General features: G+C 68.5%; 13 protein-coding genes. 7 read left to right on the top strand and 6 right to left on the bottom strand.

The window, feature by feature from the left end:
* Positions 1-4 precede the first annotated feature (4 nt).
* The gene (locus NX1_RS20310; protein ID WP_068061708.1) at positions 5-997 is read left to right on the top strand and encodes an ATP-binding cassette domain-containing protein; all 993 of its coding nucleotides are present in this window, start codon (positions 5-7) and stop codon (positions 995-997) included.
* 168 nt (positions 998-1,165) lie between these two features.
* A complete protein-coding gene (locus tag NX1_RS20305) occupies positions 1,166-1,948 on the top strand; it encodes an ABC transporter permease (RefSeq protein ID WP_068061768.1) in 783 nt (260 codons plus the stop codon).
* Positions 1,949-2,012: 64 nt separating this feature from the next.
* Here the strand turns inward: NX1_RS20305 and NX1_RS20300 are convergent, their stop codons facing one another.
* Positions 2,013-2,348: an RNA polymerase-binding protein RbpA gene (locus tag NX1_RS20300; RefSeq protein WP_067791875.1), complete on the bottom strand. Its 336-nt coding sequence runs from the start codon at positions 2,346-2,348 to the stop codon at positions 2,013-2,015.
* 263 nt (positions 2,349-2,611) lie between these two features.
* Here NX1_RS20300 and NX1_RS20295 point away from each other — a divergent pair, with 263 nt between their 5' ends.
* On the top strand, positions 2,612-2,935 hold the full coding sequence (locus NX1_RS20295; RefSeq protein ID WP_068061705.1) for a hypothetical protein: 324 nt from the start codon (positions 2,612-2,614) through the stop codon (positions 2,933-2,935).
* Positions 2,936-2,996: 61 nt separating this feature from the next.
* On the opposite strand, the gene NX1_RS20290 is transcribed toward NX1_RS20295, so the two are convergent.
* Both NX1_RS20290 and NX1_RS20285 read right to left on the bottom strand, forming a co-directional pair.
* Entirely contained in the window at positions 2,997-4,052 is a 1,056-nt protein-coding gene (locus NX1_RS20290; protein ID WP_245668593.1) for a class-II aminoacyl-tRNA synthetase family protein, read from the bottom strand.
* A gap of 225 nt (positions 4,053-4,277) precedes the next feature.
* A complete protein-coding gene (locus NX1_RS20285; RefSeq protein ID WP_068061702.1) occupies positions 4,278-4,979 on the bottom strand; it encodes a M23 family metallopeptidase in 702 nt (233 codons plus the stop codon).
* Between the two features lie 183 nt (positions 4,980-5,162).
* On the opposite strand from NX1_RS20285, the gene NX1_RS20280 reads away from it, so the two are divergent.
* Complete coding sequence (locus NX1_RS20280; protein WP_084501596.1) at positions 5,163-5,480, top strand: ArsR/SmtB family transcription factor; 318 nt, start codon at positions 5,163-5,165, stop codon at positions 5,478-5,480.
* Between the two features lie 4 nt (positions 5,481-5,484).
* Here NX1_RS20280 and NX1_RS20275 read toward each other — a convergent pair whose 3' ends face one another.
* Positions 5,485-6,459: a glycosyltransferase family 9 protein gene (locus NX1_RS20275; protein WP_068061699.1), complete on the bottom strand. Its 975-nt coding sequence runs from the start codon at positions 6,457-6,459 to the stop codon at positions 5,485-5,487.
* 196 nt (positions 6,460-6,655) lie between these two features.
* Between NX1_RS20275 and NX1_RS20270 the strand changes: the two genes are divergently transcribed.
* On the top strand, positions 6,656-7,069 hold the full coding sequence (locus NX1_RS20270) for a VOC family protein (RefSeq protein WP_068061696.1): 414 nt from the start codon (positions 6,656-6,658) through the stop codon (positions 7,067-7,069).
* Positions 7,070-7,154: 85 nt separating this feature from the next.
* Positions 7,155-7,739 (top strand): HdeD family acid-resistance protein, encoded by a 585-nt coding sequence (locus NX1_RS20265; RefSeq protein WP_068061693.1) that lies wholly within the window; start codon positions 7,155-7,157, stop codon positions 7,737-7,739.
* 89 nt (positions 7,740-7,828) lie between these two features.
* On the opposite strand, the gene NX1_RS20260 is transcribed toward NX1_RS20265, so the two are convergent.
* Positions 7,829-11,158: a serine/threonine-protein kinase gene (locus tag NX1_RS20260; protein ID WP_068061690.1), complete on the bottom strand. Its 3,330-nt coding sequence runs from the start codon at positions 11,156-11,158 to the stop codon at positions 7,829-7,831.
* A 215-nt stretch (positions 11,159-11,373) separates the two neighbouring features.
* On the opposite strand from NX1_RS20260, the gene NX1_RS20255 reads away from it, so the two are divergent.
* Positions 11,374-12,474 carry an epoxyqueuosine reductase gene (locus tag NX1_RS20255; protein WP_068061687.1) on the top strand — a complete coding sequence of 367 codons (1,101 nt, stop codon included), beginning with the start codon at positions 11,374-11,376 and terminating at the stop codon, positions 12,472-12,474.
* 59 nt (positions 12,475-12,533) lie between these two features.
* On the opposite strand, the gene NX1_RS20250 is transcribed toward NX1_RS20255, so the two are convergent.
* Positions 12,534-13,193, bottom strand: a complete 660-nt coding sequence (locus tag NX1_RS20250; RefSeq protein WP_068061685.1) for a class I SAM-dependent methyltransferase — start codon at positions 13,191-13,193, stop codon at positions 12,534-12,536.
* Positions 13,194-13,287 lie beyond the last annotated feature (94 nt).

Here is a 13,287-nt window from a genome sequence, read left to right as displayed (position 1 = left end):
GGTCATGACTCTCGCGGTGGAAGTGCGCGGCCTCGTCAAGAACTACGGCAAGGTCCGCGTGCTCGATGACATCGACCTGGAGATTCCGGCGGGAACGGTGATGGGACTACTCGGCCCCAACGGCGCGGGCAAGACCACCACCGTCCGGATCGTCACCACCCTGCTGAAGCCGTGCGCTGGTTCGGTGCGGGTGGCCGGGGTCGACGTGCTCCGCGATCCGGCGGCCGCGCGACGTCGGATCGGCCTGTCCGGCCAATACGCCGCCGTCGACGCGAACCTCTCCGGCTACGAGAACCTGCGTATGGTGGCCAGGCTCTACGGCATGTCACCCCGCCAGGCCACCGCCAGAGCCACCGAACTGCTCAGCGCGCTCGGCCTCGACCACGCCGCGCACCGCCGCGCGGGCACTTACTCCGGCGGCATGGCGCGCCGCCTCGATCTGGCGGGCGCGCTGGTGGCCCGCCCCACGGTGGTGGTGTTCGACGAGCCGACCACCGGTCTCGATCCGCGCGGCAGGCTCGACATGTGGCGGGTCATCGGCGATCTCGTCGACGACGGCACCACCGTGCTGCTCACCACCCAGTACCTGGAAGAGGCCGATCTGCTCGCCGACCGCATCACCGTCATCGATCGAGGGCGGGTCATCGCGCGCGGCTCGGCCGACGAGCTGAAGACCTCGATCGGCGGCGACCGGCTCACCGTCACCCTGGCCCCGGGGCAGGAGGCGAAGCCCGCGATGAGAGTGCTCGCCCAGATCGGCGTTGGCGAGCCGAGCCACGACATCGGCACCGAGGAGGTGACAGTGGTGGTCGGCGACGGCTCGCGCACGATGGTTCAGGCGCTGCGCAGGCTCGATGACGCCGGGGTGTGCGTGGTCGACGCGAGCGTGCACCGTCCGAGTCTCGACGACGTATTCCTGTCTCTCACCGGCACACCGGCGCCAACGCCCGACGCCGAATCGGAAACCGACGACGTACCCGAGGAGATCATGTCGTGAGTCAGCGACGCGAATCGACGACGACCACCGTGCAGCGCACGCGAGTGAGGTGAACCTGTGACGAGTGCATCGACCGTGGAACGCGCAGAGCTCGACCAGACCGAGGAAGCCCCCCGGCCGGAGCCGAAACCGGCTGTGGCCCTGGAGATCAAACCTCCGAAGCTGCGGATCTTCCGTGACAGCGCGATCGTCGCGCACCGCAATCTGCTGACCATCCTGCGGGTGCCGACGCTGCTGGTGACGGCGACGATCCAGCCGCTGATGTTCGTGTTCCTGTTCGCCTACATCTTCGGCGCCACCCTTGGCGGCAGTCAGTACCGCGAGTTCCTGCTCGCCGGAATCTTCGCGCAGACGGTGGCCTTCAACGCCGCGTTCACCACCGTCGGCTTGGCGGGAGACCTGCAGAAGGGCATCATCGACCGGATGCGCACGCTGCCGATGTCGCGGCTGGCGGTGCTCATGGGCCGTACGCTCTCGGATCTGGTGGTGAACATCCTGAGCGTGGCCGTCATGGTGGGCTGCGGTTACATCGTCGGCTGGCGAATCAACGGCGGAATCGCCGACGCCGCCTTGGCCTTCGGGATCATCCTGCTGTTCGCGTTCGCGATGTCCTGGGTGGGCGCGGTCACCGGTCTGTTCTCGCCGAACGTCGAGGTGGCGCAGAGCGCGGGCCTGATCTGGCTGTTCCCGCTCAGCTTCATCTCCTCGGCCTTCATCTCCGCCGAGACGCTGCCGGGTCCGCTGCGCACCGTCGCGGAATGGAATCCGATCACCGCCGTCTCGGCGTCCGGCCGCAAGCTCTTCGAGAACGATTCGCCGCCGTCGTTCGTGCCGCCGTCGGGCTGGGCTGCCGACCACTGCGTGGAATACGCGATCATCTGCTCGGTCGCGATCCTGGGCGTGGCGATGCCGCTGGCGCTGCTGCGTTATCGCAAGGTCGCCAGCCACTGACGCGCCAGGCCCCATGACAAAAGGCCGCCTCCCGAAGGGGAGGCGGCCTTTTCGGTCTGCTGCGTCAGGCGCGGCGGCGGGTCTTGAGCAGTTCGAGGCGCTCCTTGAGCAGCTCCTCGAGCTCTTCCTTGCTGCGGCGCTCCAGCAGCATGTCCCAGTGGGTGCGCGGCGGCTTGACCTTCTTGGTCTCCTGCGTGGTGCCCTCGACCAGGATGCCCTCCTGACCGTTGCGGCACAGCCAGGTCGGGGGGATCTCGGCGTCGTCGGCGAAGGGCACGTCGAACTCTTCGCCGTTGTCGGTGCGGTACCGGGCGATCCGACGCGGGGCCAGGTCGTGGTCGCGATCGGTCTCGTAGCTCACCGCTCCGAGCCGACTGCCCCGGAGTACGCGATCTGCCATGGTGTGCCTCTCCCTGTGCTCGAGTCTTTGTTGCGCTGCGACCGTGCCCGGGCGAACGCGTCCTGCGTTCGCTGGACCTTTAGTGCAACGAACGGGCCTGCGTCAATAGTTCCCGATACGGCGACGGTGAACCGTTCCATTGTAGTCGGTAGCGAAGTAACTCCTCGCCACGCGGGCGGCGGTGCGGTGTGCTGTGTTGCGGTCCGGCCACGGCGGGGGGTCTGCGGGCGAACCCCGCGAGCGACACACTAGTGTTCTGCCTCATGTCGCGCCGCTTGCTGTCCTGCCTGTGGTGTGGGCGGGAGATCGTCGAGTCGGAGGCCGGGCGTCGTCGCCGGTACTGCCGCCAGTCCTGCCGTCAACGGGCCTACGAACACCGCAACAGCCTCAAAGGCACCGGGATCCCGGAAGACTCCGTCGTGCTCAGCGCCCAGGAGGCCGCCGACTTGGCGGACCGCTGGTTCGCCGCCCGCTGCGCCGCCGAGGACATCGCGACCGCGATCGGCGAAGGCGCCGACACCGACGAGCTGGCCTCCCTCAGCGCGACCCTCGTCACCCTCGCCCGCGAAGCGGAACGGCTGCGCTAGCCGCCGCGGGCGCCTCGGTATCGACTTGCCGTCGCAAGCTGTTGCGCTAGCGCGCGACCCACTACACGGCTGATCGCGCTTCGGCGACGAGACGTCGTCCGCGGCGGCGGACGGCGAGGGTCGCGCCGAGGGCGAAGGCGACGAGGCAGGCGTAGGAGATGAGGGTCGCGGCGTCCGGGTGGACGAGGGACTGGGCGCGCATCGCTTGCGAGAAGCTGACGGCCAATAGGCCGGTGTAGGCGAGAGCGAGGATGCCGACGAGGGCGGCGCGGGTGGATTCGGGGCGCAGCCAGGCGTGACGGCGGGCCGAGCGGGTGAGCAGGAACGCGGCCAGGAGAAGGATCTGGATGCCGTGCAGGCCGAGGAAGTGGGGGATGCGCAGGTCGCCGCCGATGGTGCTCCAGTGGGTGAGCGGCATGCCTTCGGCGGCGTCGCGGACCGCGAGCTCGGCAGCGGGGGCGTCCCGCAGCACGGTGTGCCCTGCCACGAGTTCCACGACCCGTCCGTTGGCGTCGCGGACGAGTTGTCCGCCGGTGAACCCCATCAGATAGCCGAGGGCCATGCCCGCAACGGCCAGCGCGAGCCCGGCGTGGATGGCGCGCGCGGTGGGGCGGTCCACCAACCGCTGCCAGGACAGGATCACCACGATCAGCAGATTCGCGAGGAACAGCCCGGGCACGCCGGAGGCGAACACCGTCTGACCGATGGAGTTGACCGGGTCGTCGGCGGAATTGAAGTGGCTGAAGGTGCCGCGGGCCGCCTGCAGCGCGATGAAGCCGACATCGATCGCACCGGTCGCCGCGAACACCGTGCCGAGCCACCACGTGGCGCGAGATCCTTTGTGCGGCAAGGACAACAACCATGCCAGCGTGACTTCGTAAACCGCGAACGCAACCCCGAACTCGAAGGTCTTCAACCACACCGATTCCCCGAGCAACGTGCGGTCGTCGACGACCATCCCACCGAGGGAGAACACGGCGAGCGCGGTCATCGCGGCCGCGGACCACAGCAGCGGTCGGTGCGCGCGTCGCGCGCCGCGCGGCAGGTCGATCCCGTGACGTAAATCGAGGCGACGGCGGTGGCGTCCGGTGGCGGTGGCGAGTTCGGTCGTCGGCATGTCCCGAAACTAGGGACCGGCGACGCCGGAACACGTCCCGCCGCAGCGCCATTCGCGTCTCGTACCGCAGTATCAGACGGCGCCGCCGCTCGCCCCGGAGCGGGGGAGCGGCGAGCGGAAACGCGCATGCCCGCGAACGGCGCTGTTCGCGGGCATGGCTGCCGGGAGTGACGACCGGCGGGGTTTCACGAGCCCCTCATCGTGCTCGCGAAACCCCGGACGGGATCACTCGTCGGCGGTACCTACGTTGATGCCTCGGGCGGCGAGCCACGGCCACGGGTCGATCGGGCCCACGTTGGGATCGTGCACTTCGTAGTGCAGGTGCGGTCCGGTGGACTGGCCCCGGTTGCCGACGGTGGCGATCACATCGCCCGCGAGAACCGGCTGGCCGACGTTGACGAGAATGTCGTTGACGTGCCCGTAGACTCCGACAGTGCCGTCGTCCTGCTGGACGCGCACCCACAGGCCGAAGCCGGAGGCGGGGCCCGCCTCGATCACCACGCCGTCGGTGACGGAGAAGATGGGCGCACCCAGCGGGTCGCCGAAGTCGAGGCCGTTGTGCTGGGCTCCCCAGCGGCTGCCGAAGTAAGAGGTGAGTCGACCAGCGACCGGGCGGACGGTCGTCGGGCGAGGGGGCGGCGGGGGAGGCAGGGCTGCTTCCTGGGCCGGGCGGTGCTGTTCCCACTCGGGACCGGCCTGCGGCTCTTGGCCCTCGCCGGTGAACGCGGCGTACTGGACGCTCGAGTCGGCGGCGGCCTCGGCGGTGACCGCGGGCGCCGCGGGCTGGTCGTCGGGGTTGGCTGCGGCGAGGACGCCGAGGGTGGCGCCTACGGCGGCGGAGACGGCCACCGCACGGGTGGCGACACGGTGCCGGCGAGAGCGAGTCGCGCCGGGCCGAAGAACAGATAACAGATCGGTCACGGGCATGACTTGAACGTACGGGACCGTGATAGTCGTTTTGTTATCTTGTGGCTACCATCACAGATCGATAAAAGCCCAGCTCGTGTGTCACGGATAGATAACGACGAAGCGGGCATCCGTTATCGACCTGCGAAAACTGGGTAATAGCCGATCTTGACTAGTTAATCGCTAGTTGATCACAATGTTTAAGTGGCGACTAACGGAGTTCGGGCCCTGGAGGCGCTGGCCGAGCCGACCAGGCGGGCGATTTTCGAGGCGTTACCGCAGGCGCCGAGATCGGTGGGTGAGCTGGCCGAAATCGTCGGCGTGAGCAGCTCGGCGGTCTCCCAGCATCTGAAGGTGCTGCGAGCGGCACGGCTGGTCATGGCTCGTCCCGAGGGCACCCGGCGGCTCTACACGCTCGATCCGCGCGGGCTCGGCGATGCGCGCGACTACCTCGAACAGTTCTGGCCGAGCGCGCTCGCGGCCTACTCGGCCGCGCTGACGGAGGCGCGCGCCGAAGGGTGAGAGGTCAGCCGACCCTGCGATAGGCGGGACGACGGGCCGCAGCCGAGTTGCGCTGGTTCAGCTGCTTCTCGACCGCGGCGACCACATCGGCGACGCCGATGCGCAACAGGCCGGGGTCGGGAGTGTCGGCCGCGGGATCCCCCGTCTGACCAGCCCAAAGCACGATGTGCCTTGCGAGCAGGTGCGGCGGCGGACCGCCCCAGCGCGGCGGCGTCGGCCCGAACAGCAGCACCGTCCTGGTGCCGAAGGCCGTGGCCAGTCGCGCGACGCCGGTGTCGCCGCTGATCACCAGGGCGGCCTCGGCGACGGTGGCGGCGAGATCGATGAGGTTCTGCTTACCCGCGAGGACGTTCGTCTGGGTGAGCCCGGCCCGCGCCGCGACGTTCAAGGCGATGTCACGCTCGAATTCGTCGCCGGTGAGCACCACCTCGCGCCCGAGTACCAGCAGGTGCCGCACCACCGCGGCGAACCGGTCCGGCGGCCAGCGCCGTGCGGGCGCGCCCGCCCCGACGTGCACGACGACGCAGTCGCGGCGGCTGTTGGTCGAGACGGGCGGCACCAGCCCGAGATTGCGGCGGTCGGCCACGATGCCGTCGGATTCGAGCAGGTGACACCACCGCTCCACGTGGTGCATCTCCGGCTGCCAGTCCGGTCCTTCCAATTCGGGAAAAGCCGGGTTGCGGTAGGTCAGTATCCGTCCTGGGTCGGTCTTGACCAGTTCGACGATGCTCTCGGCGCTCGGCCCGTTCAGGTTCACCGCGAGCTTCGGCGCTGGGCCGTCCCATCGCAGCGCGCTCACGTCGGCGGTGGGCACCATAGTGTCTACCGAAGTGATCAGGTCGACGATCGGTTTGAGCCGATGGGGGGCGGCGAGCACGATCTGGTCGCTCGGCTCGGCGCGGCGCAGCGCACGAAGGGCCGGGACCGCGGTGAGCAGATCACCGAGTCCGCGTGCCTGCAGCACGAGTACAACCGCCACCCTCTTCTCCCTAGCAACCCGAGACTCACAGAATGCGACCCCCGCTCCACAGGTGCTTACGGCGAGAGCCACTTAGGGATGACTTCCCATGCCGCTCGAGCGGTAAACGTGGATCGGGTGCGGCGTTATCTACGCCACTTTTCGCGGTGCGGCAGTACCCTCGCGTGTGGCGGCAACGACAGCTAAGGAGCATCCGATGGTCTCCAAGCTCAACCCGTATCTCGGCTTCGGCGACAACGCGCGCCCTGCCCTCGAGTTCTATCGCGATGTATTCGGCGGCACCCTCGCGGTGAACACCTTCGGCGAGTTCGGCGATAAGGATTCGCCCGGCGCCGAACTGGTCATGCACGGCCAGCTGGAGACGCCGAGCGGGTTCACGCTGATGGCGGCGGACACCCCGCCCGGCATGGAATACCTTCCCGGCAGCAGCATTTCGATCAGCCTCAGCGGTGACGACGCCGAGGAACTGCGCGGCTACTGGGACAAGCTGGTCGCGGGCGGCGTTGTCACCGTGCCGCTGGAGAAGCAGATGTGGGGCGACGAGTTCGGCATGTGCCGCGACAAGTTCGGCGTCGCGTGGATGGTGAACATCGTCGCGTCCGGGGACTGACCGGCGCCGCGGCGCGGGACCGGTCCGCGGCACGCTATATAGCAAATTTCCAGAGAACCTATGCTGCAAGGCATAACATCTGGTCATGACGACAAACAGCGTGGTCGAAGGACCTGCTCAGGCGCTCATGCGGGCCGCCTGGCAAACCGTTCTGGTCACCGGCGTCCTCTCGGTGATCCTCGGTGTGGTGATTCTGGTGTGGCCGGACAAGACCCTGTTGGTCGCCGGCATCCTTTTCGGTATCTATCTGGTGGTCGCAGGCGTGCTGCAGCTGGTTGCCGCGTTCGGCGCGACCAGGAGCACCGGCATGCGAGTGCTGTACTTCATCAGCGGCGTGCTGTCGATCATCATCGGCATCTTCTGCTTCCGTGACGAGCTCGCCTCGATCCTGCTGCTCGGACTGTGGATCGGTATCGGCTGGCTGTTCCGCGGCGTGGCCCTGCTGGTCGCGGCCATCTCCGATCCCGAACTGCCGGGGCGCGGCTGGCAGGGATTCTTCGGCGTGATCACCACGATCGCGGGCATCGTGCTGATCGTCTGGCCGGTCACCTCGGTGGCCACGCTGACTCTCGTCGCTGGCATCTGGCTGATCGTGCTCGGCGTCTTGGAGATCATCACCTCCTTCGGTGTCCGCAAGGACGCGGCGCGGTTCAGCGAGGCGGGCCTCTGATCCTTCGACCGTCGCCGCCGTTCCCGGTTCCGGTGCGGGTCGACGCCGCGGCGAGAAGCGCCACGAGCGGCGAGCACGCTGACGCGTGATCACATCACGTCGGGCTCCGGCAGACGCATCGCGTCGAGAGGGAGGCGGGTCAGTCCTGTCTCGGCGCATCTCGCCATGGCGGGAGCCAGCACCTGCTCTGCCTCTTCCTGCCGACCCGCGCGGCGCAGCGCGGCGCCGAGGAGCAGTCGGACGCGCAGCGCGGCGAGCGGACGGCGGTCGGGCTCGATGCTCGCGACCAGGGCCCGCGCCCGATCGCACGCTTCGTCGCATCGCTCGGGCGCGTGCGTCGCGAGCAGCAGCCGGATCGCGGAGTCCTCGTCCCATTCGGCGATGAGGGTGGCGATGCCGTCGTCGTGGCGCAGTTCGCGCGGTCGCAGCATGCGCTCGGCCTCGCCCGGCGGGAGGCTCAGTCCCCAGCGGACCCGCTCGTTGCGCAACCGGGCCGCCAGCCGCGGCAGCGCCGATCGCTCGGCTTTGTCCATCCCGTCGGCCAACCGCTTCGCGGCTGCTCGAAGATTGCCACGCGCGGCTTCGACCCGCGCGCCCACCGCGTAGGTAGCGATCATGAAATCGACGCCGCCGCCACCTTCGTCCGCCAGTTCCAGGCTCTCCACCAGCAGCTCCGCCGCGGTGTCCAGATCGCCTGTCTCGTAGCGGAGTTCGCCGAGCACGGCGGCAGCGAGCCGTGCCGCGTGCGAGTGCGGACCCATGGTCGTGGTCGCCAGGCGCAGTGCGTCCCGGAACGTCTGGTCGGCGGCGGGGATGTCCAGTTGCTCCCTCGCGGCGATGCCCGCGAAGCAGCGGCCGTACACCCGCAGGAAGGGGCCCGTCGCCTCGTGATACGGCTCGGCCCACTGCTGCCACCGGCGCGCGGCGTCGAAATCGAAGCGATGCATCGCGGCGAACGAGGCGATGTTGGCCGCCACTCCGGCCACTCGGGGAGAGAAATCGCCGGGGCGGGACAGCGCCTCACGGATGAGCCGGTCGCCCTCCGCGACCCGATCGGCGAACATCTCCCGCACGCTGGCGAGCACGTCGGCCTCCGCGCGCATGTCCGCTCGATCGGCCTCGGTGAGCTCGGCCGCGTCGAACGCCGTCCTGAACCGGGCCAGCGCCGCGCTGGTCGGTTCGGGACGGCGCAGCACGAGATTCACCCACGCGATGAAGAGCTGGATGCGGGGGCGCGGCAGGATCGACCGCGCCGGCAACTTGGCCAGAATGCCCATCAGCGTGGTCATCTTGGACCGCTCCAGCAGGAAGCCCCCGCCTCGCTCGACGAGGTCGACCGCACGCTCCACGTTCCCCGCGGCCAGCGCGTGATCGACCGCCTCGTTGAGAAGATCGTGGTGCGCGAACCAGTCCGACGCGCGGTAGTGCAGCGTCTCGATCTCCTCGGGCCGGTCCCGCTCCAGCCGACGGCACAGGTACCCCGCGAAAAGCTGGTGATAGCGGAACCATTCGCGATTCGGGTCGATGCGCTGCAGGAACAGACCGCGGTCCTCGATCTCCTCCAGCATCGCGCGCCCGTGCTCCTCGCCGCTGACCGCGGACGCCAGATCACCGCAGATGCGTTCGCAGATGGACGTTTTGGTGAGGAATTCGAGGACGTCCGGCTCCAGTGCGTCGAGCACGTTCTCCGCCAGGAACTCGCCGATGTCGGCGTGCGCGGACAGGCTTTCGATCAGTCGCGCGGGATCGTCGCCCGCACGCAACGACAACACCGCCAGCTGAAGCGCCGCCGCCCAGCCGTCCGTGGTTCCGGTCAACGCGTCGATGTCGGCATCCGCCAGCCGCGGCCCGCCCGCCTCGTCCAGGAAGGATCGCACCTCGTCGGCATCGAAACGTAATGTCGCCGAGTCGATTTCCTCCAGCTCTCCGTCGATGCGCAACCGGCTCAACGGAAGTCCGGATCTGGAGGTGCTCGTCACGATGATCGGCAGGTGGTGGCAGCCGTGTTCGAGCAGGAACCGGACGACCGCCACGGAAGAGGCGTCGGTTACGCGCTGCCAATCGTCGAGCACGACCGTGACCCGGTCGTCGTGGGTGTGCAGATCGTCGATCAGCGAGGTGAGCACGTAGCGTTCGGCGTCGTCGGGGTGCGCCTCCAGCACCCGATCGAGTTCGTCCGCGAGGTGGGGGCGCGCACCGCGTATCGCCTCCACGAGGTGGGCGAGGAACCAGGCGACGTTGTTGTCGTCCTCGTCCACGGTCAACCAGGCGACCGGCGCGCCCGCTCCGGCGAGCTCGTCGCGCCACTGGGCCGCGAGCGTGGTCTTGCCGAAGCCGCTCGGCGCGTGGACGAAGGTCAATCGCTTGCGCGAACCAGAGCGGAGCTGATCCAGCAGTCGTTTTCTGATGACAGGCGTGCGCGCAGGCGTCGGCGGACGGTACTTCGTCGCCGGGGTCGGGGGAGCGGTGGGGCGTTCGCGGTGACGGACCGTCGCGGCGGGCGGCGGCGTCCGGGGTCCCGGTGCGATCGGCAGCACCATGACGTCGATCGGCACGCCGTGCTGCCGCTGCACCGCGCGCAATTCCTCGCCGAGGGCGGCGGCCGATTCCGGTCGCTCGGCCGCCTCGCCCGCCATCGCGTGCTCGATCACCGTGCAGACGTCGTCGGGCACGCCCTCCGTCCGAAGATCGGGGACCGGCTGCGCGGCGACCCGGAGGAAATGGGCGAGCACCTGCTCGCCGCTGCGGCGCTCGTAGGCGACGTGGCCCGTGAGCCCGCAGAACAGCGTCGCACCGAGCCCGTACACATCGGACGCGGGCGTCGACGGTTCGCCGCGTAGCACTTCCGGAGCGGTGAATGCCGGTGAGCCCGTGATGATTCCGGTCGTGGTGCGGAAGCCGCCCACGGTCCGCGCGATGCCGAAATCGGTCAACTGCGGCTCGCCGTAGTCGGTGATCAGGATGTTGCCCGGCTTCACGTCGCGGTGCAGGGTCCCGACCCGGTGGGCCGCCTCGAGCGCACCCGCCATCTTGACGCCGAGCCGCAGCGTCGCGGTCCAGTCGAGCGGACCGTAGTGCCTGATCCGCTGTTCCAGCGAGCCGCGGGGGTGATACGGCATGACCAGATACGGGTGCCCGGAGCCGGTGGTGCCGACCTGGAAGACGTCGACGATGTGCGGGTGGCCTGATAGCCGTCCCATGGCCTGCTGCTCGCGGATGAACCTTTGCATGCCCTCCGCGTCGAGATTCGAGGTCAGCACCTTCACGGCAACCGTGCGGTCCAGGTCCGGCTGCCTGCAGCGATAGACGACGCCGAAGCCCCCGCGCCCGATCTCCTCCGCCTGTTCGAACCCTTCGGCGTTCAGGTCCGCGTCGATGCCGGAGGACGGGCTGCGCTGTGTCGGCAGTATGTCGGCCATTGTCGGCCTCGATTCTGGGCGAGCTCTCCGATGGCCCTGGTCGGTCGAATCGTGCCCCCCGAGGATAACTCCGATCGGCCGCTCGGCAACGGTTCCGCAACTCCCGTGACCGCCGTGAGCAGGCGAGAGAACGCCGCGGGCCGATGAATTTCGACGCTCGGCGGGGTCTACCTTTTCGAGGCTGTCTCGGCCTCACGATGGGGTAGGAGGGCCCGATGTCGACAAACGACCAGGAATCAACGGGGCGGCTGGCCGATCATCCGACCGTCAAGCGAATCGCCGAGCGGGCACGCACGAAACCCGAGCCGGTGCTGAAAGCCGCGCGGCTGCGCGAGATCTGCCTGGCCGCGGGCGCCGACGATGTGGGCTTCGTGCCCGTCGAGGATCCAAGGGTCGCGGAGGAATTCGACCACGCGCGCGGAATACTGCCCGCGGCAAGGACATTCGTATCCTTCTGTGTGCGGATGAACCGCGACAACCTGCGCAGTCCGCAACGCAGCCTGGCGAATACCGAATTCAACCACGCCGACGACGAGACAAACGAGGTCTCGCGCCGCATCACCAGGGCGCTGCAGGACGCGGGCTACCGCGCCGTCTATCCAGCGCCGGGATATCCGATGGAGGTCGACCGGTTTCCCGGCCGCATCTGGGTCATCGCGCACAAAGTGGTGGCACAGGCGGCGGGGTTGGGCGTTATGGGCATCCACCGCAACGTCATTCACCCGAAGTTCGGCAACTTCATCCTGCTCGGCACGGTGGTCACCGACGCTGTGGTCGACGAGCCGAGCGCGGCGCTGGAATTCAATCCGTGCCTGGAGTGCAAGCTGTGCGTGTCCGCGTGCCCGGTCGGCGCCATCACCACGGACGGAGGCTTCGACTTCCAAGCCTGCTACACGCACAATTATCGAGAGTTCATGGGCGGCTTCACCGATTGGGCCGAGACCGTCGCCGACAGCGCCGACCGCGACGAGTACCGCGCGCGAGTGACCACGGGCGAATCTTTCTCCATGTGGCAGAGCCTGTCGTTCAAGCCCAACTACAAGGCCGGCTACTGCATGGCCGTCTGCCCCGCGGGCGAGGACGTGATCGGCGGGTTCATAGACGACCGGAAGGGGCACCTCGACGAGGTCGTACGTCCGTTGCAGAGCAAATCCGAACCCGTCTACGTGCTGCCGGGCTCCGCCGCGGAGGAGCATGTCACGCGGCGGTTTCCCAACAAGACGCCGAAGCCGGTCACCAACGGTTTCCCGGACGAGGTCAACACGCTGCTCGATCAGATCGGCCCACGTCCCCGTCCGCGACCGTCGTCGGACTGATCGCGGTATGGGACGTCCTCGACGGGCCCGTGATGAACCCGAGCCGGTGAGCCCGGCGCTCAGACGCGCCGGATCCGCGCCAGCCAGGCGACCATGTCGACCAGTCCTTCGGAGGGCATGCCGAGGCGCGCCACTTCCTCGGCCACCACTTCGGTGACCCGGCCGCGATAGGTGGACGGGACGAGATCCTCGAGTTCCCAGCCCTCGCCCGCGAACGACCCACGGATGAGCGAATCGCTGATGCGCGGGCCGAAACCCGGCTCGGTGTCCGACAGCGCGAGAACGTGCACGAGACCGCCCGGCTTGCATATCCGGTGCAGACCGCGGACGTAAGCGGCCCGCGCCTCGGGCTCGGTGCCGAAGACATGGAACAGGGCGCTGTCGACGACGGTGTCGAAGACGCCGAGCCGGTCGTGGTCCGCGTCGGCGAGCGCGAGCATGTCGACCACGTCGAACCGGGCGCCGGGGACGTCTTTGTCCGCGGCGTTGCGCTTGGCGTAGGCGATCGCGCTGGGCGACAGGTCGACACCGAGCACGTCGTAGCCCAGCTTCGTCAACGCGATCGTGTGCTCGCCCGCACCGGTACCGGGATCGAGCACCCTGCCGCGAATCCATCCGTCCCGTTCCAGGGCGAGGATCGCAGGCTGCGGTTCCCCGATCACCCACGGGGCTGTGTCGTTGTCGTACACGGTGTTCCAGAATTGCGGAGCCTGAGTCATGCTCCCAGCCTGCACCCTCAACGGAGGTTCAGGTCAAGCATCACGTCCCGGCGACGGCGGCACCGCCGAGACGTACGCCGACAGCGTAATGACT

Origin of the sequence: Nocardia xishanensis NBRC 101358, from assembly GCF_001613365.1 — a bacterium.
Lineage (GTDB): Bacteria > Actinomycetota > Actinomycetes > Mycobacteriales > Mycobacteriaceae > Nocardia > Nocardia xishanensis.
This window is presented reverse-complemented; position numbering and strand designations above follow the sequence as displayed.